Below are 23368 nucleotides of genomic sequence, written 5' to 3'. Positions count from 1 at the left end.
TGGTCTGGTAACAAGTTGACCCAAAGAGAGGGCAGGATATGACGATTTCATCCGCATTGTCGAATGCCATGACAGGGCTCCGCGCGGCGGGCCGTACGTCGCAAACCATTTCGGCCAATATCGCAAACGCGATGACGCCGGGCTATGGTGTGCGAACTGTCGCGCTGTCGTCATCGCAGATCGGTGGCGTAAACATCGACGCCATCGTCCGCAACGTCAATCCCGCCCTCCTGGGGGATCGCGGTCTCGCTGAGGCGGCCTTCAACAATGCCAGCGACCGCGCGCAATTTCTCACAAAATATGAGGACGTCCTCGGTATCCCCGATGATCCCAACTCGTTGTCGGCTCGGATTGCGGAGTTTGAAAGCGCTTTGGTCGTCGCAACAAGTCGCCCCGACGCGCCGGAACGGCTCGATGCCACGGTTAATGCTGCAAGGGACCTGGCCACACTGATCTCGTCTGCCTCCCGAAGCATCCAAGAGGCGCGCAGCGAAGCGGATCGGAACATTGATCTGCAAATCAATAAACTGACCAACGCCTTGGACAGCGTCAAGGAGTTGAATCGGCAGATCACCAAAACGACGATTCTGGGGGGTGACACCTCCGCGCTTCAGGACAACCGACAGGCCTTGGTTGACGAGATCAGCGCGATTGTTCCAGTGCGCTCGATACCACGCGACAATGGTCAAATCGCCCTGTTTTCCACCGGAGGTGCAACCTTGCTCGACGGTGGCGTAGCGGAAATCGAATTCAGTGCCGTCAACCAGGTGACACCCTATATGAGCTTAGCGGGAGGCCACCTCTCCGGACTCACCATCAGCGGGTTTCCGGCGCTAACCAACAGTGAGCGGGGCACCTTGGGGGGGGGATCGCTTGGCGCTCAGTTCGAGATCCGGGACGAACTGGGTGTTGAGGCCCAAACGCAACTTGACGCGCTCGCCCGGGATCTGGTGGAGCGCTTCCAGGATCCAGCAGTTGACCCAACGCTGGTCGCCGGCGATCCGGGCATATTCACCGATTCCGGCGCCGCTTTTGACCCGCTGAACGAAGTGGGCCTTTCCGAAAGATTGCAGATTAACGCTGCGATCGACGACCGCCAGGGTGGTTTCTCCTGGCGCCTCCGTGACGGGATCAACGCGGTTGTCCCGGGGGATGTCGGCGACTCCCGCCAATTGCAGGCGTTGTCTGAAACGCTCACTGCGCAGCGGGTCCCAGCCTCTGGTGGCTTTGGCACCGGTGCGTTTTCCATGATCAACCTTGCTTCGGTTTTGACATCTCAACTTGGTGCCGATCGTGCGCAAGCCGAACAAACTCAGACCTTTGCCTCAACCCAGTTCGATGAGCTGACGCAATTGGTGATGGCTGAGGGGGTCGATACAGACCAGGAGCTGCAACGGCTTCTTCTGGTCGAGCAAACCTATGCCGCCAATGCGCGCATGATCGAGGCGGCGGACGAGATGATGCAAACTCTCCTGAGGATATAGAAATGAAATCGACTTCTCTGGGCGATCTGGCGCAGTCCTTTATGCTTCAACGGCGTAGCGTTGCGTTGAGACAGGATCTCAACCGCTTGAATGATGAGCTTTCAAGCGGAAAGGTCTCCGATGTCAGGCAGGTTCTAGCGGGCAACCACAACTACTTGACCGGTCTTGAGCGTTCCCTCGAAGTTCTTGAAGGTTACTCGGTGGCCAATACCGAAGCAGCCTATCTGACAGCCACCATGCAGGAGTCGCTTGCGCGCGTCCAAGATACCGGCAGCGCATTGGGGATCGATCTTCTTCTGGCCAGCGGAGGATCTGTCGGCGTGAATTCCGGGAACCCGTCCGAGAACGCGCGCGCACAACTGGATAGCATAATCAGCGCTTTGAATGATGACGTTGCCGGTCGGAGTCTTTTTGCGGGAACGGCGACGAACGACGCTCCGCTTCCAGATGGAGAGACCCTCATAGGGCTAGTACGTGCGGTTGTTGCCGGTCAACCGACCCCTGAGGATGCCATGACTGCTGCGGCAAATTGGTTTGCCGATCCTGCGGGTTTCGACGCTCTGGCTTATTCCGGCTCGAATACTGCACTTGCCCCTTTTTCGTTGTCGGATACGGAGCGCGTGTCGCTTGATGTTCGTGCCAACGATGACGCGATCAAGGATCTGCTGTTGAATGTTACAGTTGCAGCGTTGGGAGATGATGCGGCATTGGGATTCGATGTAAAAGATCAAGCCGAACTTTTTGGTCTTACGGGGATTGGTTTGCAATCAAATCAGGACCGAATCACCAGTCTGCGGGCCAATATCGGCTTTGTCGAGGAGCGCATCGAGTTAATATCGGCACGAAATGAGGCGGAGGAAACAAGCATGACGTTTGCGCGCAATTCGCTTCTGGCCGCAGACCCTTTCGAAACGGCGACCGAGTTGGAAAGTGTGCAGTTCCATCTCCAGAGCCTTTACTCCGTCACAGTACGCAGTTCGCAACTGAGGTTGGTGAATTTCCTATGAAATCTATCTGGATAGCAATCTGTGCGATATTTCTTTTTGCTCTGCAAGCCACCGCTGGCCCTGTCAGGATCAAGGATCTTGTAGAATTTGACGGGGTGCGCGGTAACGACTTGGTCGGCTATGGCCTTGTAGTCGGGTTGAATGGCACAGGTGACGGGCTAAGGAATTCGCCCTTCACCGAAGACATCATGTCGAACATTCTTGAGCGGCTCGGAGTGAATGTCACTGGTGAACAGTTCAGACCGCAGAACGTGGCAGCTGTGCTGGTTACCGCAGCGTTACCGCCATTTTCGCGGGCGGGAAGCCAGATTGATGTAACCGTATCGGCGATTGGCGATGCTGATAGTCTCCTGGGTGGTACCTTGGTCATGACCCCGCTGAACGCTGCAGATGGGCAAATCTACGCGGTGGCGCAGGGCACAATTATTGCTGGCGGTGTCGTCGCACAAGGCGATGGCGCGAATGTAACTCAGGGAGTCCCAACAGCTGGAGTTATCCCGTCGGGCGCACGCGTCGAACGTGAAATCGAGTTTGAGCTATCAAGCCTCACGAATCTGCGCCTTGCGCTCCGCGATGCTGATTTCACCACGGCAGCGCGCATTGAGGATGCGATCAATGCTGATTTTGGCCGTTCCGTGGCCTTCATGTTGGACTCTGGAACCGTCGAACTAAACATTCCTGAGACCCGAATGGCGTCTGTTGCACATGCGCTCGGCCGTATCGAAAATATCTCGGTCCAGCCTGAGCGTAAGGCTCGAGTCGTGGTTGACCAGCGGTCTGGCACGATCGTGATGGGCGAGGATGTGAGAATCTCACGGGTTGCCGTGTCACAGGGCAATCTAACCCTTCGTATTCAGGAGGCACCAATCGCCGTGCAGCCCAATCCCTTTGCGGAGGGTGAGACTGTCATCGTTCCAAGGACCAATGCTGAGATTGAAGAGGAGCCAGGAATTGGTTTGGCCGAAGTTCCAACCGGAACTTCGCTATCCGAAGTGATTTCTGGTCTTAACGCTCTGGGCGTTGCGCCCCGGGATATGATCGACATCCTCAAAAGTATCAAAGCCGCTGGGGCATTACACGCTGAGTTCATAGTTCGATAGCTGCATCTAGAAATGACAGGGCCAGAAAGTCAAAAGTGTTGGGACGATTTGCCTAGTTCTGGACCGTTGAAGTGGCGTGTTTTTTGATCATCTAAGTCTCGGGGCTCATAGCCATTAGATGACGAGGACAGTGTGTGCGATGGTCGACGGAAAGACCTTTGGGCATCTGTCGTAGCAGAAGGTTGTTTTTCGTTGTTTACGACCCGGGATGCTTGCCCGTACTCCCTTGTCTTTCGACGCTTATCTGCAACAATCGTTATTATTGGCTTTTGGTTGTGGATATTGGATCGCGACACACGCCCAATCGGCATGCACCCAAACGACACCATGTTGTCGCGCAGTTGGTCGCGCGAACCGTGTCCGCTCCCCGTATTTCATTTCAGCCCTCAAAATGGAAAGCTCAGCCGTCCATCTTGAGGGCTGAAATGAAAGCTTCTTGAGGAATATCAACCTTTCCGAACCGCCGCATCTTCTTCTTCCCCGCTTTCTGCTTGTCCAGCAGCTTGCGTTTGCGCGTCGCGTCTCCGCCATAGCACTTCGCGGTCACGTCCTTGCGCATCGCCGAGAGCGTCTCGCGCGCGATCACCTTGCCGCCGATGGCCGCTTGGATCGGGATCTTGAACATATGCCGCGGGATCAGATCCTTAAGTTTTTCCACCATTGCCCGCCCGCGCATTTCGGCTCGGTCCCGGTGCACCATCGTCGAGAGCGCATCCACCGGCTCGTCATTCACCAGGATCGACATCTTCACCAGCTTGTCTTCGCGGTAGCCGATCATCTGATAGTCGAAGGACGCATAGCCCTTGGTGACCGACTTCAGCCGGTCATAAAAATCAAACACCACCTCATTGAGCGGCAGGTCATATACCACCATCGCGCGTGAGCCCGCATAGGTCAGGTCCAGCTGAATGCCCCGTCGGTCCTGACACAACTTGAGCACATCGCCCAGATACTCATCCGGCACCAGAATGGTCGCCTTGATCCGCGGTTCCTCCAGGTGGCTCACAAGCGTCAGGTCCGGCATGTCAGCCGGGTTATGCAACTCGATCATCGAGCCGTCCTTGTGGTAGACGTGATAGATCACCGACGGCGCCGTTGTGATCAGCTCTATGTTGTACTCTCGCTCGATCCGGTCGCGGATCACCTCCAGATGCAAAAGCCCGAGGAACCCGCAGCGGAACCCGAACCCCAGCGCCGCAGACGTCTCCATCTCATAGGAAAACGACGCATCGTTCAGCGCCAGCTTCTCAATCGCATCGCGCAAATCCTCGAACTCGGCAGAATCCACCGGGAACAGCCCACAGAAGACCACCGGCTGCGACGGCTTGAACCCCGGCAACGCGTCTTCGGTGCCCTTCTTCTCATGGGTGATCGTGTCGCCCACGCGCGTGTCGCGCACCTGCTTGATCGAAGCTGTGAGAAACCCGATCTCACCCGGCCCCAGCGCGTCAATCACGGTCATCTCCGGCCGGAACACCCCGATCCGGTCTACATGATGCACAGAGTTGTTTGACAGCATCCGAATGCGCTCGCCCTTTTTCAGCACCCCGTCCATGATCCGCACCAGAACGATCACGCCGAGGTAACTGTCATACCAGCTGTCCACCAGCATCGCCTTCAGCGGCGCATCGCGCATGCCGGTTGGCGCGGGCAGCTTTTGCACAATCGCCTCCAGCGTCTCGGTGATACCTTGCCCGGTCTTGGCCGAGACCTGAATGGCCTCGGTCGCATCGATCCCGATCACATCCTCTATCTGCTCCGCCACCCGGTCACAGTCCGACGCAGGCAGATCGATCTTGTTCAAGACGGGCACGATCTCATGATCCGCCTCAATGGCATGGTACACATTCGCCAGCGTCTGCGCCTCAACCCCTTGCGTGCTGTCCACCACCAGCAGTGAGCCCTCGACGGCGCGCATCGACCGGCTCACCTCATAGGCGAAATCCACATGCCCGGGCGTGTCGATGAGGTTGAGCACATAGTCCTCACCATTGAGCGCGGTGTAGTTGATCCGCACGGTCTGCGCCTTGATGGTGATCCCCCGCTCGCGCTCGATATCCATGCTGTCGAGCATCTGCTCCTTCATATCCCGGTCGGCCACGGTGTTGGTGGACTGAATGAGTCGGTCAGCGAGCGTCGATTTCCCGTGGTCGATATGCGCGACGATGGAGAAATTGCGGATATGTGAAAGCGGTGACATGTTCGGGATATGTAGGGGTTTTGCGGGGCGGTCAAGGTGGCTGAACAAATCAAGATAAGCGATCTTGGAGATGCTCAAGCTTGGCTTGCTCAACAGGATGAGCAGACGAGAATTTGGTTTGATACAAGGTGCTCGCTGCGCGCCTTCCTAGGCATTTTTGCCGATGGCAGTGCTCACTATCAAGACTCCGCGTTCGTATGTCTGCGTGCGCTGCTTGTGTCGGTTGCGAGATCCACGTGCGACATAAATGAACTGTGGCGCTTCGATAAGGCAGACCAAACAGTAAAAAAGCTTTGTCAGTTTACGCAAGACGTGATCACAGACACGGGCAAGCGGCATGTGCCCCTAATGGAGCGCTCGCCTAGTCTGTACAGACTTTCATGTGCACTCCTAGCAACCAAGGTCACAGACGGGAGGGCTTTGACGTTCGACACCCATGCTTACTCATCTCTTGGGATTCCTACAGATGCCGTTTTCGCAGCCGCCTCGGCGGACACAGCAACACCTCTTGGCTGGCCAAAGCTGTGGGCGGTGGAGCAGCAACCGCACGAACGGGCAATGATGTGGGACAAATTCAAGTTAGAAAGCTCAGAGCAAGGTCTAGACTGGTCCTTCTGGATCAAATGGTATGAGCCATTCTCGATGGCACCCCGCTTCCGTGGGGCCTCACGCAGCGCATTGCACGTGAGATCACCCATGCCGAATGGAACGAAGGCCAAACTGTCGTCGGAGCAAAAATAGCTGAAATCCGGGATGATTGGTTCGCCGAACAGCTTCCACAAGCGGAAAACTTGGAGGAAGATCCAGAGACGGGACGATTTGATGTTCAAACTGCTCCTTTTGAGGAAGACAAGCTTATCGAGAGTGCTTTGTCCCAACTCGCCTTCTCGCTAGGGCTGGCCGTAGACAGCAACTCATCTGACTTCAACCGCATGTGCACGGCCTTCAAGTATCTCGATCACACGCTAAACAATTGCCGCGACGACCCAAACGCAATCGAACAGAACTTGGGAATTGCAAAAGGCATAATCGAGAGCAATCTTTGTGATGCGAACTATCGCGCAGACGAAGCCCTTAAAGCACTCGCGAAATTGCTTGAGCAGCATCAACTGCAAATGCGAGCAGACCACCCTGAGGTCCGAAAGGCTTGGGAAAAACGGATTGCGCAGAAGATCAGGGAGGTGGATCGTGACACCAAACTCAAAGCGGCAGAGGCTATTCGCACAGAGCAATCACGAATTCAAGGCCGCCTTAGCATTGAAACCGATCTTGACGCAGAAGCGGTAGAAACCGAACAACCCGCCGAGATCCAAGCAACCGCAATCCGTCGAGCGACGGGCCGGTCGGCAAAAATGAACACGCTGCAGCGCGCTTCACAGACCGTCAAGGATGTTGACGCCTCGGCTGGATATAAGGCGACTCGAATTGGAACGACTGGCTACACGCTTGTCGACTTGGTTATGGGGTTTTTCGGAGGCTGAGACCAATTGCCCAAGCTGCGGTTGGGCACTGGTTTATGCGCAACCGACCCCATCGAAAGCTATGCTCAGCCGCGCACTTCGGGACCATATGGTCTACAATTCTGCACAATACCCAGTGCACCACCGCACCGCCTTCCCCCTTTCGTGAGTTTGACCCGCTATAGCGCACGCGTAAGGTCTACTTAGACGCCGGTTCGGCGCCGCTGCCCGAAAGGCCCTCCAATGACCCACCATTCCCGTATCTTCCCAGCCTGCGCCGGGCTGTTCGCCCTTGCTTTGCCCGTCGCGGCCACGGCTCAGCAAGCCGGGCCGGAGGTGGATTTCTACGGCCACCTAAACCTCGGCATCATTAACGTCGACAACGGCGCCGAGACGAATACCGCGCTGACCGACAATGACAATTCCAACAGCCGTGTGGGTGTGATCTACAAACAGGCACTGCAAGGTGGGAGCGAGTTTCGGCTGCATTTCGAGACGGCTTTGGGCTTCACCGGCTCCTCCAGCATCAACGGCTCGGATGACGGGCTGGAGTTGAACTATCGCCGCACCGAGCTGCGCAAGTTCGAGGCGATCTATAAGTCCGCCACCTTCGGCACCTTCTCCTTCGGTCAGGGTAGCATCGCCACCGACAGCACGGCGGAAGCGGATTTCTCCGGCACCTCCGTGATTGCCTATTCCAGTCTGCAGGATCAGGCGGGGTCTCAAGCCTTCCAACTGACGGGTGGGGGTGCCTCAGGCTTTGACGTGGGTGATGCATTCAGTGCCTTCGATGGCGGGCGGCGGTTTCGCATCCGCTATGACACGCCCACATTCGCGGGTTTCTCGCTGGCTGTAAGCGCGGGCGAAGAGGTGCTGGCCAGCGGAAATGACGACGAATTCTATGACGTTGGCCTGACATACGATCAGGACTATGGCGCCTATCAGGTCGCGGCCCGGACAGGCCTCTCGATCCGTGATTCCGATGAGGAATTGCTACTGGGCTCCTTCGCGATCCTGCATAAGGAGACCGGCCTCAACCTCGCCGTTGCGACGGGCCGGCAGCAGGAAGGCGACGCGAGCTATGTCTACATCAAGGGCGGGATCAAACGCGACTGGATCGCGGCGGGCGAGACGCGGATTTCGCTCGATTACTACTCCGGTGAAGATTTCGGCGTAACAGGGTCGGACTCGCAGTCGGTCGGCATCGCCGTGGTGCAGAAGGTCGACGTCTGGAACACCGAGCTTTATGCGAGCTACCGCACATTTGAGTTCAACGACGCGGGCTCCGACCTGCTGGATCAGGATGTGACATTTGTGGGTGCGCGCTGGCGGTTCTGACGCATTTGCAGAGGCGGTCGGGTTGCGCCATACAAGGCAGATCTTGACCAGGGATTTGCCCCATGCTCCGCACCGCCGTTCTGTTCTGTACGATCCTCATTCTGTCCGCATGCGGTGGGCGGGACAGCTCTCGGACGGAGCCTTTGCGGAACCCGCCCCCTTTGCCTGTGGCGGGCGGGCAGCCCCAAATCGTGTCCGGCCCGATCAACAGCGCCTGTCTGGCACAGCGGCGGCGCGGTGCGACGCAAGAACGGTGTGGCTGCATTCAGGCAGCCGCCAACCAATCCCTCAGCCGATCGCAACAGCGGCAAGGCGTGCAGTTCTTCGACGACCCGGGCCAACTGCAAGAGGTCCGGCAGTCCGGCAGCGAATCCAACCGCGCCTTCTGGGACGCCTGGAAAAGATTTGCCGAGACAGCGGAGACCGTCTGCGGCGGCATCTGAAGGGGCGGTTCAGAGATCTCGCATCCAGAACTGCAGGGTCTTCGCCGTCTCCACCGACGCGCCTACGTCTTTCCATGAGAAGCGGGCTGTGACGCCGTCCAACGGTGCATAGCCACGTTTGCGCCAGAACGGATCAAGCGGGGCATGATCTGCGGGCCGGGCAGGGTGATCCTTGGCCCGAACCACACCGCAGAAACAGGAGCGGTGATACCCGAGATCCTTTGCGTGTGTCTCGCGCGCGTCGAAAAAGGCGTGACCTGCGCCCTGTCCGCGATACTGCGGCAGTAGAACGCTTTCCGCGCAATAGAAGATCTCTGCCAGATTTAGACCGGTGTCCGAGAAGGCCGCCGCAAAATCATCGGCATGATCGGTCAATGGCATGCCTGTCGATGCCCCCATGAGGCGGGAGCCGTCGAACGCGCCGACAACAATGGCCTTGTCGCTTTTCAGGCAAGGCCCTAAGTAGTCGCGCTCGTAGTCAAGATCGCCGTCATAGAGGTAGGGCCAAGCGCGGAACACGTCGATCCGCAGCTGTGCCACATCGTCGATATGCGCGGCCAGCTCAGCGCGGCTCAGAGGGCGAATATCCAGCGGCACAGGTCAGGAGACCTGTCGGATCCAATCCGACAGGTTGTAGCGTGTGGTCACGCGCGTGATCAGCCCGTCCGTGACATCAAAGAAGGACCCCGCTGGCAGCTGATAGGTCTGGCCTATGGCCTCCGGCAATCCGTCGTCTGTGGCGACATAGCGGCCATTCACCACATATTCCGCCGCTGCGCGGCCGTGGTCGGGCGCATCAAAGATCACCATGTCGGTCAACGTCTCATCATAGCAGCGGCTCATGTGATCGCAGAACTCCGCAAAGGCGGCTTTGCCCCGGCGCACGCCACCCTCGTTGACGTGGTGGGCCACGTCCTCCGACAGGCACCCTAACATCGTGTCGATGTCCTTTGCGTTGAAGGCCTCGAAGTATCGTTTCACCACATCCGCCATAGCATGCTCCTCAGATGATCTCGGTTGGAGGGCCAAACCGCGCCAGCAGACGCTCCTTGATCTGGTCGCGGGCCTGCCGATAGCTCACCAGTTTCGCTTCGCGACTTTCACCCAGGCCGGTCGGATCCAGAATTGGCCAGTATTCCACGTCCAGATGGTAGAACCGTGTCAAATCCAGCGCCCGGCGCTGCGAGGCCGGGCTGAGCGCAATGACCAGATCAAAAGAGCTCAGATCATCGCCCCAGTTCTCCATCTCGTCAAAGCTGCGCGACCGGTGGCGGGAAAGCTCCACATCCATTTCCTGACAGACCGCGATGGAAAATCCATCAATCTCCATATCATTGGTCACCCCGGCGGACTGCACATAGGTACCGGTGCCGTAGAATTTTTTCATGATCCCTTCGGCCATCGGAGAGCGCACCGCATTATGGTCGCAGCAAAACAGAACCGACCCTGGGAGCGCGTCGCTCATTCAGCCCCCGAAGTGCAGCACGCAGATCAGCGTAAAGAGGCGCCGGGCGGTGTCGGTGTCCACCTCGACCTTGCCATCGAGCCGCTCCTGCAGCACACGGCTGCCTTCGTTGTGGATGCCGCGGCGCGCCATGTCGATGGTTTCGATCTGGCTGGGCGGCAGCTTTTTCACCGCGTCGAAATAGCTCTCGCAGATCTGAAAGTAATCCTTAACCACTTGCCGGAAAGGGCCGAGGGAGAGGTGAAACTCCGCCGCCTTTTCAGAGCCTTCGGTGTTCACATCAAAAACGAGTCGCTTATCCCGGATCGCCAGCCCCACGTGATACGGCCCATCGGGCACCGCCCGGCCATCACGCGGCGGCAGTTTGAAGGTGTTGTCCTCCAGCAGATCAAACATGGCGACGCGGCGCTCCTGTTCGATCTCGGGGGTGGCCGGCGGCAGGCCGGCATCGTCGAGCACGATCTGTGAAATACGGGACATGGGACGGGTTCTTCACGCAAAACAAACAAACTCGACATGCTTAGCGCAGGTGCGCCGCAAAGAGCAACGCCGAAGGCGCCTGTCTTCAGTCGTTGAGTTTGTTCAGCCGCGCGGTGACCGACAGACCATGCGCTTCGAGGCTTTCGGTCCGCGCAAGAGTTTCCGCCGCAGGGCCGATGCTGCGCAGCGCGCCCGGTGTCATGCGCGCCAGTGTGGTGCGTTTGAGGAAGTCCAGCACAGAGAGACCCGAAGAGAACCGCGCCGAGCGCGCCGTGGGCAGCACGTGGTTCGGCCCACCTACGTAGTCCCCGATGGCCTCCGGCGTCCATTGACCCAGAAAAATTGCGCCAGCATGGGTGATCTGTGCGCTCAGCGCGTCCGGATCAGCGACACAGAGCTCCAGGTGTTCGGGCGCAATACGGTCACTGAGCGCGGCAGCGGTGGCCAGATCAGGCACAACGATGATGGCCCCAAAGTCCCGCCAGGAGGCCCCCGCGATAGCGCGCCGTTCGAGGGTCTGCAAACGGGTTCCCACGGCTTCGTAGACGTCGCGCCCAAGAGCCATATCGGTGGTGATCAGGATCGACTGGGCGCTTTCATCATGTTCCGCCTGGCTGAGCAGGTCGAGCGCGATCCAGTCCGGATCGTTGTCACCATCGGCAATCACCAGAATCTCGGATGGGCCTGCGATCATATCGATGCCCACCTTGCCGAAGACCCGGCGCTTGGCTGCCGCCACATAGGCATTGCCGGGTCCGGTGATCTTGTCGACCGGCGCGATGGTATCTGTTCCGTAGGCCAGTGCCGCCACGGCCTGTGCGCCACCAATGCGGTAAATCTCATCAACGCCCGCGAGTTGCGCTGCCGCAAGCACCAGCGGATTGAGCACGCCATCAGGCGCAGGCACCACCATCGCGAGGCGGGGCACACCGGCAACTTTCGCCGGGATCGCGTTCATCAGCACGGACGATGGGTAAGACGCAAGCCCGCCGGGCACGTAAAGACCCGCCGCTGCCACCGGTGTCCAGCGCCATCCCAGCGTCGCGCCCGTGGCGTCTGTCCACTGCTCATCCTGCGGTGTCTGTCGTGCGTGGTACTCCCGAATGCGGTCTGCCGCGAGCTCCAGCGCCCGCATCTCCTCGGCGGGCACAGCGGCTGTAGCCTCGGCAATTTCCGCCTCGGAGACCTGCATTGTCTCAGGCGTCAGGGCGAGGCGGTCGTAGGTCTGTGTCAATGCGATCACCGCATCATCACCGCGCGCGCGGACGTCCGCGATGATACGGGCCACCGCCTCGTCTACATCCGGGCTGTCCTCGCGCTTGGCTGTCAACAGCGTCTCAAACGCAGCTTTGAAGTCGGGCGCGGTGGCATCGAGAAAGACAGGCATGGTGCAAACCTCAGATGGTGCGCCGAAAGAGACTTATGCCTTCGGCGAGGATATTTTTGGCCAAAAGAAACGCTTACTCGGGATGTTCCGGTGTTTTCCTTGAAGGAGCCATATAGGGTTTGGTGACGTCTTTCAAAGTGACATCCAGCGCCTCGACACTCAGCCGGATCGCACCGTCCCCGGCGAGGGTCAGAATGATGTGCCCGCCGGGCGCATCGGTGAAATCGAAGCTGACCGAGAGCAACGACAGGACGGTATCGGGATCCTTGCGGTTGATCCCGTTGCTGGCGACGCCTGTCACACCGCTGAAGACCAACAGAGATTGCACACGTTCCGGGGCCGCGACGCGGGCGGGACCCTCTTCCCAGCGAAACCGGTTGATCAGCAGGGCGAAACGCTGGGTTTTCCGATCCCAGCGCATCTCGGTCGCAGGGAAGACAGCATCCTGCACCAGCGCGGAGACCACAGCCAGATCATCGTCGTCCAGTGCACCAAGATTGAGCGGCGCCTCTCGGCCATCTTCGAAACGGGCATCATTCATGTCTCTGATATCCGCTGGATGTTGGCGCCTACGCCTGAGAGTTTGGCCACCACATGTTCATAGCCCCGGTCGAGGTGATAGACACGTCCCACGCGAGTCTCGCCCTCTGCTGCCAGCCCGGCGAGGATGAGCGAGACCGACGCGCGCAGATCGGTGGCCATGACCGGCGCGCCTTTGAGCCGGTCGACGCCCGTGACGGTCGCGGTGCCGCCATGCACCTCGATATTCGCGCCCATGCGCATCAGTTCGGGCGCGTGCATAAAGCGGTTCTCAAAGATTTTTTCTTCCAGCACCGACGTGCCATCAGCGGTACAGAGCAGCGCCATCATTTGCGCCTGCAGATCGGTCGGGAACCCTGGGAACGGTTCTGTGGTGACGTCGACCGCGCGGATACGCCCGTTGCGGCGGCCGACGCGCAGGCCATGGTCGGTTTCGGTCACGTCGACGCCGGCCGCATTGAGCTTTTCGCAAAAGGCTTCGACAAGCTCGATGCGGCCACCCAAAAGCTCCACCTCTCCGCCGCAGATTGCAGGCGCGATCATGTAAGTGCCAAGTTCGATCCGGTCCGTCACCACAGTATGGGTCGCGCCGCCCAGCCGGTCCACCCCTTCGATGGTGATGATCGACGTGCCCTCTCCGGCGATGCGGGCGCCCATGGCCCGCAAGCATCGTGCCAGATCAACGATCTCGGGCTCGCGGGCGGCGTTGTTTAACACTGTTGTGCCCTTGGCCAGGGTGGCCGCCATGAGCGCGTTTTCGGTGGCACCTACGGATGCGAAGTCGAAATCGACCGTACCGCCTTTCAGCCCGTTTGGGGCCTGCGCGTGCACATAACCATCCTTGAGTTCAAGCTCCGCGCCCATGGCTTCAAGCGCCTTGAGGTGCAGATCCACCGGGCGCGCGCCAATAGCGCAGCCGCCCGGCAGGGAAACGACCGCATGACCCCCGCGTGCCAGCAGCGGACCGAGAACCAAGATCGAGGCCCGCATTTTTCGCACGATGTCATAGTGAGCGGTGTGGTTGTTCACGTCATGACTGGAGAGTGCGATCACCCGGCTGTCCTGGAGTGATGTTACCTCTGCGCCGAGCGACTGCAACAGCTGCGTCATGGTGCGAATGTCGCTAAGCCGAGGCGCATTGATCAGCGTGAGTGGCTCTTCCGTCAGGAGCGTCGCGGGCATCAAAGTCAGGCAGGCGTTCTTGGCCCCTGCGATGGGTATCTGCCCGTTGAGCGGGCCACTACCCTTTACCAGTATAGAATCCATTCGCTCATCTGTCCTTTTCTGCTCCGGCTCGTGCTGAGTCGCCCGCCTCTGCGCCCTGGCTTTGTGTCCGTGCGCGTGCCTGTTCTTTGCGCCGCATCATGTTGGCTTTCAGTGCTGCCTTCAGCCGGTCTTCGCGTGCGGTGTTGTTCTTTGGAAGGTCTTGAGGATCTGATCTCTTTGCCATGGCGCTTGTCTAACGCAGGTGATCGAAAGCGTCCAGATTGGGCTTGCGCCGCTTCGGGATTGGGTCTAATCACCCCATCCATCGGCGCTGCTGTAGCTCAGAGGTAGAGCACTCCCTTGGTAAGGGAGAGGTCGAGAGTTCAATTCTCTCCAGCAGCACCATAAAAGAATTCACCACCCGAAACATCCCCTAACACCTTGAATGGTATGGATATTTTGGGAGTTCTAGCACGCTTATTTCGGCAGTAGGCAATGGGGCCGCCAAAGGCCAGTTTCAGCACCAACCGGCGAGCCTGAACGTGACCTGTTTCCCAGAGTTTCCAGGGGTTTGCGAGGAATCGCAGCGCGAGTTCTAGTTTTTTGTCGAACGCGCCCTTTGCTGGCATCTGATTGGCGAGATTCTCGCTCTGTTTTGCCTTGTCCCGCTCCAGCTTCGCAAGCTTATCTTCATAGGCGCGGATGACCGTGTCGTTGTTGGTGTCCATGATCCGGGCCAGCACCTGCTCAATCTCCCGCTCAATGGATGCAAGACGACGCTTGCCAGCAGCGATATTCGCCTTGGCCTGGTCGCTGCGCATGGCCCAGGCGTCTTTGAACATCTGCGTGGTGAGCGTGATCAGGCTTTCCGTTGGTGTGAGCGCCTTCACGATCTCGCCGACCTCTCCTTCGATTTTGTCGCGTGGGATCGACTTGCCGTAGGCCTCACACCCTTTGGTCTGGCAGAGATAATACGGATACAGCCCGCCTTTGCCTTTGGAGACGCAGGAGCGCAGCGGTGTGTCACAGCAGGCACATGTGGCGATCCCGCGCAGGGCAAACTGATCACCAATGTTGCGGCGCTTGGGTGCTTTGGCTGTGCCAGAACGCATCGCTTGCACCTTGTCGAAGGTCTCCAGCGATATCAGCGGCTCATGCTGCGCCTTCAGCCAGTTCAGTCCGTAACGCTCAGAGCAGATATACCCAGCGTAAGCGGGATGCGTCAGAATGTCGGTTGTCCGCTGTTGATTGACCCGGCCATGCTTGTTGCGCGGAAACTCCGGGATGGATTCGAAAAAGCGCGTCACCTCCGCCTGTGAACCAAACCGACCAGAGGCGTATCCTTCGAAGGCTTCCCGGATAATGCTGTCAAACGGCGGGTTGGGGATCAGCACTTTGCCCCGGCCTTTCTCGGTTTGATAGCGATAGCCGATGGGCGCGTTGTGAATCCAATAGCCGTTCTGCATCCGCGCCTTCATCTTCTGCGCAACCTGACGGCCATTTTGTTTCCGCTCCAACTGCCCCTGAGCGGCGAGGATGGTTTCGATGAATTCCCCCTCGGGTGTATCTTCAAACGTGAAGTTCAGACACTCGACCGAGGCATCGCGCTGGCGAAACGCATCCCGCAGGCGGAAGTGGAAATCACGATCACGGGCAAAGCGCTTGAGATCATCGAAGATCACAACATACCGCTCATCCGGCTGCGCATCGAGAAACGACAGCAAGGCAACCATGCCGGGCCGTTTCATGAAGTCTCCCCCGCCAGTGATCGTGTCGGGAAAGACCGCAGCAACGTCATAGCCCTTGGCCTGCGCAAATTGGCGGCACCGGGTCTCTTGGCTCTCAAGCCCATGCCCTGTGACTTCCTGCGCTTTGGAGCTGACACGGCAGTAGATCACCGCCTTGGTTGGTTTGGTTGTGGTGTTTACTGATCCGTCCATGGCGGCAGGTATTTGGAGCCTTGATCCTTGCTCTCAGCGCGCCTTTCGGCTATCTTATTGAAATCAAGGTCTAAAGTGTTCATCAAAACACCTCAGACTGTCAGGATTTAGGGACGAAAGCTGCTTTTCCCAGGCCTCTAATTCTTCAAAAAGAGAGTTCCAACGTTCTCCCTCCAGCAGCACCACAAAAGAATTCACTACCCGAAGCACCCTCTAAGACCTTGAATAGAATGGATATTTTGGGATTTCTAGCACCCTCATTTCGGCAGTAGGCAATGGCACCACCAAAGGCCAGTTTTAGCACCAAACGACGGGCCTGAACGTGACCTGTTTCCCAGATTTTCAAGGGGTTTCCCGGAAGCTGCGGTTTGTTCTCTTCCTAAGGAGGAAATGGCCTCAATCGATCAAGGAGCGGACAAGCGCGTTAGATTGATCGAGGCGCTCTGCGATGGTTCGCAAGAAATGAGTATGGAGCGTGCGAGCGAGTTCGGGCTGCAATTGCGCCATCTGTGACAAGTCATCCTGATTCAGCTGCCAGAGAATTGCGTCGGTTTCCGCGATCGCAGAAGCTGTTCGGGCGCGCTGCAAGAAGAAGGACATCTCGCCAACAATTGCTCCAGGACCCAATGTGCGCAAGTGCACCGGCAATTCAGTCGGCGTCTCCAACTGAACTTTCACAAAGCCGTCTTCGATAAAGTAGATGTCCGACCCCGCTTCGCCTTGTTGGATCAGGGGGCTCTGTGCACTGAGCACTATTTTTCGGAGATACGGTCTCAGGGCCTCAAACGCGTCCGGAGAGCCGAGATCACGGGCCAGCCTGTCTGCCAGGCGTCGGGCGATTTGCGTGCAGGGACGATGCTCCCAGTCATGTAGCAGACAGTCTTCGCACCACATCACAGCTTGGTCTACATCGTTATATTGCAACACGGTCGGGCCATACTCGCCGTTTAGGATCAACGTATTCAGCCGTTTGGACAGAGTGGGTTTTAGCCCGGCGACGATTAGTCGGCCCTCATTGCTCTGAACCGTGTGGCAGACTTTGGCCAGAACCTGAATGGCCGAAGAGTCAAAGCCGGTGACATCCCGGCAATCCAGAATGAGAAAGCGCAACTTGGACGTATCAGATGTCTCGAAACATCCTTGCACGCGATGGCGCAGCTGGTGCGCGGTGCCAAAGAAGACGAAGCCCTGAAGCCTGAGCAACTCTATCTTCGTGCCGTTCTTCCGAAGATAGGCTTTGTCATCAGGATCATGTTCCACGCGACTATGATAGGTCTCTGCGGTGACTGCATATTTCACCACATCGATCCGCGCATACTCCATCAGGAAGAGCGCGACCGCTGCAAAAACACCAACAACTAGACCCTCCAGAAGCCCGACATTGATGATCAGAGCAACAATCAACAGAACGACGAAGTACTCGCGCCGCGACACTTTCGCGTAGATGTCGATCAGCCATTGATAAAGCAGCCCGCCGCCGATCCAGAGCAGAAGACCGCCAAAGAGCGGGATTGGAATGACGCTGAGCAAGGTTGCCCCATAGAACAATATCACCGCGCAGACCGCCGCAACCAACACACCTGTGATCCGATAGGGTGCACCGAGGTGATTTGCCAGTACGGTCAGACCGAGCCCCTGAAAGCCCGCAGCCCCGCCCCCTGTACCCGCGAGCATATTTGCAAGGCCGGCGGCCCGCAGCTCCCGGTCCAGATCAACGTCGCGACCGACCGATAGCTCAATACCACTGGATGCAAAGAGCAAGGCGGCACCACTGACGGCCAGCAGCGCGCTTATCTTTGGCAGCTCTGACCAGATCACCGTCCAATCGGCTTGCACAAGCGGGTTGTCTTCGAACGGTAAGACAATTTTGCTGCCTTGCGGGGGCGCAAAGAGCCACCCTTGGTATTGGAGGTCGGCAATGGGCACGTCGAGCATCCCGACAGCCACGTGAAACACCAGCACGAAGCTGGCGGCTGCAAGTGGCAAAACCATTGGGCTTTGGCTGCGCCGTGCCACGAGATCGACGATGAGCGCAAAGGCAACGGCGGAGAGCCATTTTTGCAGGCTTGTCGCCTCAAGCAGTAGTGGGGTGTTCTGTACGGTAAGAGGTGTGCCTAAGGTAACGGCCATCGCGCCCGAAACGATCAACCAGCCCATTCCCGCCAGGAACCCGGCCAGAACCGGGTAGGGGATGAAACGGATCAACCGGCCGAGGCGGAAGACCCCCATTGCAAAGAGTGTTGCGCCCGTCAGCGCAGTTGCCAGGCCGATCATTACAACGATCGTTGCGAGGATCTCGGCTTCGCTGTGTGCGGCGAACATGGTGCCGTGGATCGAGGCCGCGATGACGGCCAGCGTCACAACTGTCACCTCTTGCGTGACCGACAGCATGCCCGGGCAGGAGCTGAAGAGTGCGATCACAACGCTTAACACGATGGTCCCGAAAAGGCAGATGCCGATGGCCAGCGTGATGTGCGAGCTCAGCACCGATGAAAACAGCAAGGCTGCGGCCGAGATCGCGAACATCGCCGTGAGCATGCCGCAGATCAGCCCGGCAGAGAGGATGGCCGGAAGGTCGCTCAGCCACTGCGCGCCACTTGCTGAGCCGATGACCTCCTGTGCCGCAGGTCCACGTCTTTCGCTGGCGGCAAGGTCACCGCGAGCATCTTCTCCGAGAGCCTCCGCTTGGGCGTGGTCATCCATGGGGCGTGATACGACATCAAAGATGCCGTCCTTCGGATTTCAGTTGGGTGTTAGTGAGCCGTGTCTTTGCTACGCCACGCCCGCAACCCTCCAAGCCCTGCGAGACCCGCAATCAAAAGAAACCCGCCCGCAGGCAAGGGAATGGGGGTGAGTTGCGATAGGGTGAAACGGGCAAAGGCTATATTGTCATCGCTGGAAAGATCAGACCCTATTGGTATTGAGCTGAATGTCAGACTGTCACCGTCGTCCTCGTTCAAAAAGCTGCGTCCTGCGACCCGCCGGATTCCCGCGTTCGACGAAAACCCATAAGGAACCATGATTATTCCAAAGCCAAGCCCACCGGCTGAACTGATGCCAGCGGTCAGACCGTGGTCGCTGTCGAAATTCCCCAAGGGTCCGTCGACAAAGACAGTCTCGCCAAGGCTGATCGCCGCCGCCTCAGCCAAGCCCAGTGTTGGGAAATCAAAATCAGAGACATCGTCGCAACCACCAAAGATCGCTGCACAGGTGTCATCGACAAATTCGACATCATAGAGCGTGCCGTTAACATCGACGTTTCTGGCGCCCAGCAATTGGCCGCCCACCACGTTCAACTGCACGGTGGCGGCAAAACCCGATGCGGCGGTCAGCGCGCTGAGGGCGGCGGCGAGGGCGAGTGTTTTAATGGTCAAAACGAATACTCCTTAAATACGGTCCTGCTCGACAGGCAATTGTGATATTTGAGGCGCGGTAGAGGGTCCACCGAATGAGCGTTGCGCGAGGCGCGCCAAGGTTCGACGCCGGGTTCACACCCGCCTCACCATGGGCCTCACATCAGTTGAAGTGAGAGAGCATTGCGGGCATCATCAAAGCCAAGTTTGCTGCGCAAAGAGAACCAGCGGACTGATTTTTGACCGAAACCTGGCCAAGTTTGTCCCAAATGAGCGCAGTCGAATGGTGGGAAATCGCATAGAACCGTCGAAGCACGCAGTCTTGGTTGGGAACGATGATTAGATACTACGCCATGGCCTGCGCGCTGTTTTTGCTGTCTTGCAGCACCGCTGCCGTTTGGGCGGCGGGGCCCGCTGATCAGGCCTGCCAGCATCCGCAGCAGATTGCCGCTGTGGCAAATACATTGTCGGATGTGTCAATCGGTCAACTCCGCGCCCTCCAAGCGGAATACTATCTGGATCATGCCGGGGATATGGGGCCTGATCGTATCGGCACCGCCACGTTTGCGCCGGCCAACTGCGCCGGGATTTTCCATGCGCCGTTGCCAGGTCAGTCGGTTTGGCTGCGGTTTGCGCTGCGCAATTCGTTTCCGGAACAACAGCGTTGGGTCGTCACGTTCATCGAAGCCAACTTTGATGAGGTGGTGTTGTTTGAAGACCAGAGCGGGTCACTGACCGAGCGTGCACGCACGGGGCAAACCGTCCCCTTCGAGGTCAGGGACAATGCCGAATTCAATACCGGCTTTCCCATCGTGCTGGAACCAGGTGAAGAGCTGCTGCTTTACTTGCGCATTGCAGGAACGTTTGAGCCCACCATCACGGCGGTTCTGATGTCCGATGAGCTGTTTTTCGATTGGAGCACGCTCATCATGACAATCAGAGCGCTGTTCTTGTGTTATGTTGGACTGTTTGCCGTTATCAGCCTGATTATTTTTCGGCAAATCCACGTGCGGTATTACCAATACTATACCCTGTACATGCTTTGCCAGTTTGCGTTTTCGTTCATATTCAATGGGTGGTTGAACAAGTACTTCGGCGTCACTCTTCCGGTCACAACCCTGATGCCGATCTCCGAGTTCTTTGCCGGACTGAGTGTTTTCGTCAATATTCAGTATTGCCGCATCCTGCTCAATGCGGGCGCCGACACGCGCGCTTGGCGATGGTTCTTTGTTACGCTGTCTGGTATCGCCCTTGGCGCCACCGCGTTGGCCGTTCTGGATCCCTGGCGCCTCTCAACCCCGCTGCATCTGCTCTACTTCGTTTGCCCGTTGGCACTGCTTGTGTTCGCGATCCGAAAGATTCGAGAGGGTCTGCCTCAGGCCTGGCCCATTGCCGGATCCTTGCTCTCTCTGAGCTTGGGGCTTGCTATTGCGGTCTTCGCCTTCATGGTTCCTATCAACATCACAGAGGCCAATTTTGCCTATGAATTGGTGCTGATGCGCCCGCTGATATGGGGATACTATCTGGCCATCCTTGGCGAAACGCTGTTCATGATGGTGGCGATCTCAACAATGGTGCGCGCGCTGCAGAAGGAAAGGCTGTCCGCCGTTGATGAACTCGCGTCAATGGAGCGGCAACTCGAAGACATCCGTCACGAGCAACGGGCAGCCGAAAAGGCAACCACTGCACGCCTCGAAGCGCTGGAGAATGTCCTGCGAGGTGATCCGGAAACCCGGCATCATCTTTCGGCCAAACGGCAGTTCTTGGATCGTATCACGGAATGTGTTCTCGACAGCGTGGCCGACCAGAGCCTTGGCGTCGAGAAGCTCGCATCCATGTTGGCGATCAGTCAGAAGACGCTTGGACGTCGGCTGAAGGAGGCCAATGGGCAGTCTCCGGCCTCATTCATTCGGTCTGTGCGCCTGAACTTCGCCCGCAATCTGATCCTTCTGGATAAATACAACACGGTTGCGGAGATTGCTCATGCATCCGGTTTCTCAAGTGTCAGCAACTTCGCCAAGCTTTACCGGGAGGAATTTGGCGAGGCACCGAGCAAATCTATCAGCCTGTTGAGGAAAATTCAGTAGCTTTCCAAAAGCCAGTGGGTCGAAGAACTAACTCCGGTCAAGCGCCGGTACAAACGCCGTAACCGCATCGAGATCATGTGCGGCAGGTTGAAGGACTGGCGGCGCGTCGCAACCCGATATGACAGATGCCCGAAAGTATTCCTGTCAACAATCACACTCGCTGAACTTGTTATTTTCTGGCTATGAGCCCGGAACATAGGTCACACGATACCGAGCTTTGTCCGTCATTTTACTTCAGCAGATTTCCGTGACTTAAGCTGCGCAAGGCTAGAACAAACTAGCAACATATTGTTCGGCATGCCACCATGGCAGAGCACAAACCAGAAGGAAGGTCTTTCAAATGGAACAACTGCGCATGACAACTGCGATCATTCTCGGTATGCGGAACGTGATGGGGCGTCGCTCGTTCGATGAGATACCAACTCTTTTCCATTATTTTATGGCGCTGAATTTCGGGGCGATGCTTTTCCTTTTGAAGCAACTGGCAGATGAAGCTTTTCCAATTTACTATGGACTTCTTAAATCAGAGAGCGCTGCGAGTTTTTTCACCAAGGAGGCTTTGGCGTCCACTGCATTGGTCGTGTTCTTGGGCTGTATCCTGTTTTGGCTAGGTGTAAAGATTGCTCGGCATAGCAAGGTCATAGTTGATCACGGCATGAAAAAACAGGGAAGGCAATAGGCGGATGCGATCCCGACTCACCGATCAAAACTCAGTCCTGACGGGCGGTTGCGCCGTCTGGATGGGTGATCGGGGCTGGAGATATCCGGCTTGGGTCGTTTGAGGTATGTTGCGATGGTCTTGGCAAGATGCTGGCGTTCGTCCGTGTGCCTGTCCCGGATGGTTCGGGCGTGGGTCTGCAGGTCCTTGCGCTCTGCCATCTGGGCGAGGATCAGGCGGTCGCGCTATTCTTGATCACGGTGGGCACAGGTGAGCGCTTCCCTCCCGTTCGTTGCGTTTGATGGTTGCACGGTGCGTGCCGGTGAGCCGGTTGAAGATGCCGCGTAGACCTGTGTTCAAGCGATCTTGGCGAGCTTTGGTTTCTTCGATCCAGCGTTGGTCTTGTTTGGCTTTGAGATCATCGCGCTCGGCTCTTTGTGCCATAACCATCCGCGCGCGTTCGCTGACGAAGGGCAGCGTGTCCTTGCGATGTTGGTCTTTCACCTGCGCAATGTAGTCCTTCACCTGATCTGTTTTGCGCGATTGCAATCATGCGCTGACATCAGCGTTAGGTTGTAAATCTGGTGTGGCACCGAGACGCGCTTTGAACTCTTTGGTTTCAATGCCCGTCCAACGTGCCAGAGCATAGACATTGCCGTTGATGTCGAGGACGACAACACCGCGCCGATCTCCTTGGCTGCCCTGCTTTCCACCATTCTGCATGGGTCCGGGAACTACCCGCAACGAAAGGAGCAGGACGACATCAGTTGCCTCTGTCTTGCCTTAAAGGAAGGCGTACCGCTGTCGCGTCGGGCCATTGACCTTGCTGGAGCAGATGACATCACCGAATTCCTGGCCGATTTGGCCGAGCAATATCCCGGCCAAGTCGTCGAGGGCGGGGTTGGCTAAGACGGCAAGGGTGTCGGCGCATCAGACTTAAGAAGGAACGACAGCGGGCTTTCGCCTCCGTTTATTGCAAATGTCGACTTAAGAAACCAGTTTGACCGAGCTACCGGTTGGGCTCGAAGCTCGCCGTAGTCCGGCGCCAGCATTGGCCCAGAAATCACTTGGTTCGTCCTATGAGAACGGCCCAAATGTATGTACCGGCTACTGTTCGCAATTGATTTCTTCGCATGTTCTCGGAAGTCGCTCATATGTATCCGGCCTGTTGATCGGCACGCGGGCCGTGGCCTTGTTGGGGTTACGCACGCGCCGTGATC

At 57.7% G+C, this 23368-nt stretch carries 23 protein-coding genes, 1 tRNA gene and 1 pseudogene; 12 read left to right on the top strand and 13 right to left on the bottom strand.

Annotated features, from left to right (window positions below):
* Positions 1 to 38 precede the first annotated feature (38 nt).
* Genes flgK through So717_RS13150 form a run of 3 tightly spaced genes read left to right on the top strand, consistent with a single transcriptional unit; the run spans position 39 to position 3591 of the window.
* Positions 39 to 1484, top strand: coding sequence for a flagellar hook-associated protein FlgK (gene flgK / locus So717_RS13160; protein WP_159978039.1), 1446 nt, complete (start codon positions 39 to 41; stop codon positions 1482 to 1484).
* Positions 1485 to 1486: 2 nt separating this feature from the next.
* The gene (locus tag So717_RS13155) at positions 1487 to 2491 is read left to right on the top strand and encodes a flagellin family protein (RefSeq protein WP_159978037.1); all 1005 of its coding nucleotides are present in this window, start codon (positions 1487 to 1489) and stop codon (positions 2489 to 2491) included.
* Complete coding sequence (locus tag So717_RS13150; RefSeq protein ID WP_159978035.1) at positions 2488 to 3591, top strand: flagellar basal body P-ring protein FlgI; 1104 nt, start codon at positions 2488 to 2490, stop codon at positions 3589 to 3591. Before So717_RS13155 ends, So717_RS13150 begins: the two co-directional genes overlap by 4 nt.
* A 400-nt stretch (positions 3592 to 3991) precedes the next feature.
* Here the strand turns inward: So717_RS13150 and lepA are convergent, their stop codons facing one another.
* On the bottom strand, positions 3992 to 5791 hold the full coding sequence (gene lepA, locus So717_RS13145) for a translation elongation factor 4 (protein WP_159978033.1): 1800 nt from the start codon (positions 5789 to 5791) through the stop codon (positions 3992 to 3994).
* A 36-nt stretch (positions 5792 to 5827) separates the two neighbouring features.
* Between lepA and So717_RS13140 the strand changes: the two genes are divergently transcribed.
* The 4 genes from So717_RS13140 to So717_RS13125 all read left to right on the top strand — a co-directional run bounded on the left by So717_RS13140 (position 5828) and on the right by So717_RS13125 (position 9032).
* Positions 5828 to 6532: a hypothetical protein gene (locus So717_RS13140; protein ID WP_159978031.1), complete on the top strand. Its 705-nt coding sequence runs from the start codon at positions 5828 to 5830 to the stop codon at positions 6530 to 6532.
* Positions 6533 to 6582: 50 nt separating this feature from the next.
* Positions 6583 to 7272 (top strand): hypothetical protein, encoded by a 690-nt coding sequence (locus So717_RS13135; protein WP_159978029.1) that lies wholly within the window; start codon positions 6583 to 6585, stop codon positions 7270 to 7272.
* Between the two features lie 222 nt (positions 7273 to 7494).
* A complete protein-coding gene (locus So717_RS13130) occupies positions 7495 to 8589 on the top strand; it encodes a porin (RefSeq protein WP_159978027.1) in 1095 nt (364 codons plus the stop codon).
* Positions 8590 to 8651: 62 nt separating this feature from the next.
* Positions 8652 to 9032, top strand: a complete 381-nt coding sequence (locus tag So717_RS13125) for a hypothetical protein (protein WP_238840916.1) — start codon at positions 8652 to 8654, stop codon at positions 9030 to 9032.
* A 9-nt stretch (positions 9033 to 9041) separates the two neighbouring features.
* On the opposite strand, the gene So717_RS13120 is transcribed toward So717_RS13125, so the two are convergent.
* The 7 genes from So717_RS13120 to murA form a co-directional block, all read right to left on the bottom strand.
* Positions 9042 to 9629 (bottom strand): GNAT family N-acetyltransferase, encoded by a 588-nt coding sequence (locus tag So717_RS13120; protein WP_159978025.1) that lies wholly within the window; start codon positions 9627 to 9629, stop codon positions 9042 to 9044.
* Positions 9630 to 9632: 3 nt separating this feature from the next.
* The gene (locus So717_RS13115; RefSeq protein WP_159978023.1) at positions 9633 to 10025 is read right to left on the bottom strand and encodes a ketosteroid isomerase-related protein; all 393 of its coding nucleotides are present in this window, start codon (positions 10023 to 10025) and stop codon (positions 9633 to 9635) included.
* Positions 10026 to 10035: 10 nt separating this feature from the next.
* Positions 10036 to 10497, bottom strand: a complete 462-nt coding sequence (locus So717_RS13110; protein ID WP_159978021.1) for an arsenate-mycothiol transferase ArsC — start codon at positions 10495 to 10497, stop codon at positions 10036 to 10038.
* The gene (locus tag So717_RS13105) at positions 10498 to 10977 is read right to left on the bottom strand and encodes a UPF0262 family protein (protein ID WP_159978019.1); all 480 of its coding nucleotides are present in this window, start codon (positions 10975 to 10977) and stop codon (positions 10498 to 10500) included.
* Between the two features lie 85 nt (positions 10978 to 11062).
* Positions 11063 to 12364 (bottom strand): histidinol dehydrogenase, encoded by a 1302-nt coding sequence (gene hisD / locus So717_RS13100; protein ID WP_159978017.1) that lies wholly within the window; start codon positions 12362 to 12364, stop codon positions 11063 to 11065.
* Between the two features lie 73 nt (positions 12365 to 12437).
* On the bottom strand, positions 12438 to 12905 hold the full coding sequence (locus So717_RS13095; protein ID WP_159978015.1) for a DUF2948 family protein: 468 nt from the start codon (positions 12903 to 12905) through the stop codon (positions 12438 to 12440).
* Positions 12902 to 14170: a UDP-N-acetylglucosamine 1-carboxyvinyltransferase gene (gene murA / locus So717_RS13090; RefSeq protein WP_159978013.1), complete on the bottom strand. Its 1269-nt coding sequence runs from the start codon at positions 14168 to 14170 to the stop codon at positions 12902 to 12904. The genes So717_RS13095 and murA overlap by 4 nt, the downstream gene beginning before the upstream one ends.
* A 270-nt stretch (positions 14171 to 14440) precedes the next feature.
* Here murA and So717_RS13085 point away from each other — a divergent pair.
* Positions 14441 to 14515: transfer RNA gene (locus tag So717_RS13085), tRNA-Thr, on the top strand.
* Here the strand turns inward: So717_RS13085 and So717_RS13080 are convergent.
* From So717_RS13080 to So717_RS22300, 4 genes are all read right to left on the bottom strand, one after another.
* Positions 14494 to 16050 carry a recombinase family protein gene (locus So717_RS13080; protein ID WP_159978011.1) on the bottom strand — a complete coding sequence of 519 codons (1557 nt, stop codon included), beginning with the start codon at positions 16048 to 16050 and terminating at the stop codon, positions 14494 to 14496. The genes So717_RS13085 and So717_RS13080 overlap by 22 nt on opposite strands.
* Before the next feature lie 145 nt (positions 16051 to 16195).
* The gene (locus So717_RS13075; protein WP_159978009.1) at positions 16196 to 16396 is read right to left on the bottom strand and encodes a hypothetical protein; all 201 of its coding nucleotides are present in this window, start codon (positions 16394 to 16396) and stop codon (positions 16196 to 16198) included.
* Positions 16397 to 16446: 50 nt separating this feature from the next.
* The gene (locus So717_RS13070) at positions 16447 to 18753 is read right to left on the bottom strand and encodes a SulP family inorganic anion transporter (RefSeq protein WP_159978007.1); all 2307 of its coding nucleotides are present in this window, start codon (positions 18751 to 18753) and stop codon (positions 16447 to 16449) included.
* Between the two features lie 50 nt (positions 18754 to 18803).
* Positions 18804 to 19424 carry a VPLPA-CTERM sorting domain-containing protein gene (locus tag So717_RS22300; protein ID WP_238840911.1) on the bottom strand — a complete coding sequence of 207 codons (621 nt, stop codon included), beginning with the start codon at positions 19422 to 19424 and terminating at the stop codon, positions 18804 to 18806.
* Positions 19425 to 19756: 332 nt separating this feature from the next.
* Between So717_RS22300 and So717_RS13060 the strand changes: the two genes are divergently transcribed.
* The 3 genes and pseudogenes from So717_RS13060 to So717_RS13050 all read left to right on the top strand — a co-directional run bounded on the left by So717_RS13060 (position 19757) and on the right by So717_RS13050 (position 22169).
* Positions 19757 to 21490, top strand: coding sequence for a helix-turn-helix domain-containing protein (locus So717_RS13060; protein ID WP_159978005.1), 1734 nt, complete (start codon positions 19757 to 19759; stop codon positions 21488 to 21490).
* A 39-nt stretch (positions 21491 to 21529) separates the two neighbouring features.
* Positions 21530 to 21676: pseudogene (locus So717_RS13055) on the top strand (IS5/IS1182 family transposase); the annotation flags it as partial.
* A gap of 154 nt (positions 21677 to 21830) precedes the next feature.
* A complete protein-coding gene (locus So717_RS13050; RefSeq protein ID WP_159978003.1) occupies positions 21831 to 22169 on the top strand; it encodes a hypothetical protein in 339 nt (112 codons plus the stop codon).
* Between the two features lie 234 nt (positions 22170 to 22403).
* On the opposite strand, the gene So717_RS13045 is transcribed toward So717_RS13050, so the two are convergent.
* Positions 22404 to 22673 carry a hypothetical protein gene (locus So717_RS13045; protein ID WP_159978001.1) on the bottom strand — a complete coding sequence of 90 codons (270 nt, stop codon included), beginning with the start codon at positions 22671 to 22673 and terminating at the stop codon, positions 22404 to 22406.
* A 168-nt stretch (positions 22674 to 22841) separates the two neighbouring features.
* Here So717_RS13045 and So717_RS13040 point away from each other — a divergent pair, with 168 nt between their 5' ends.
* Positions 22842 to 23057 carry a hypothetical protein gene (locus So717_RS13040; RefSeq protein ID WP_159977999.1) on the top strand — a complete coding sequence of 72 codons (216 nt, stop codon included), beginning with the start codon at positions 22842 to 22844 and terminating at the stop codon, positions 23055 to 23057.
* Positions 23058 to 23368 lie beyond the last annotated feature (311 nt).

This window comes from Roseobacter cerasinus (assembly GCF_009811755.1).
Classification (GTDB): domain Bacteria; phylum Pseudomonadota; class Alphaproteobacteria; order Rhodobacterales; family Rhodobacteraceae; genus Roseobacter; species Roseobacter cerasinus.
The sequence above is the reverse complement of the archived record's forward strand: the minus strand, read 5'-3'. Positions and strand labels throughout refer to the sequence as shown.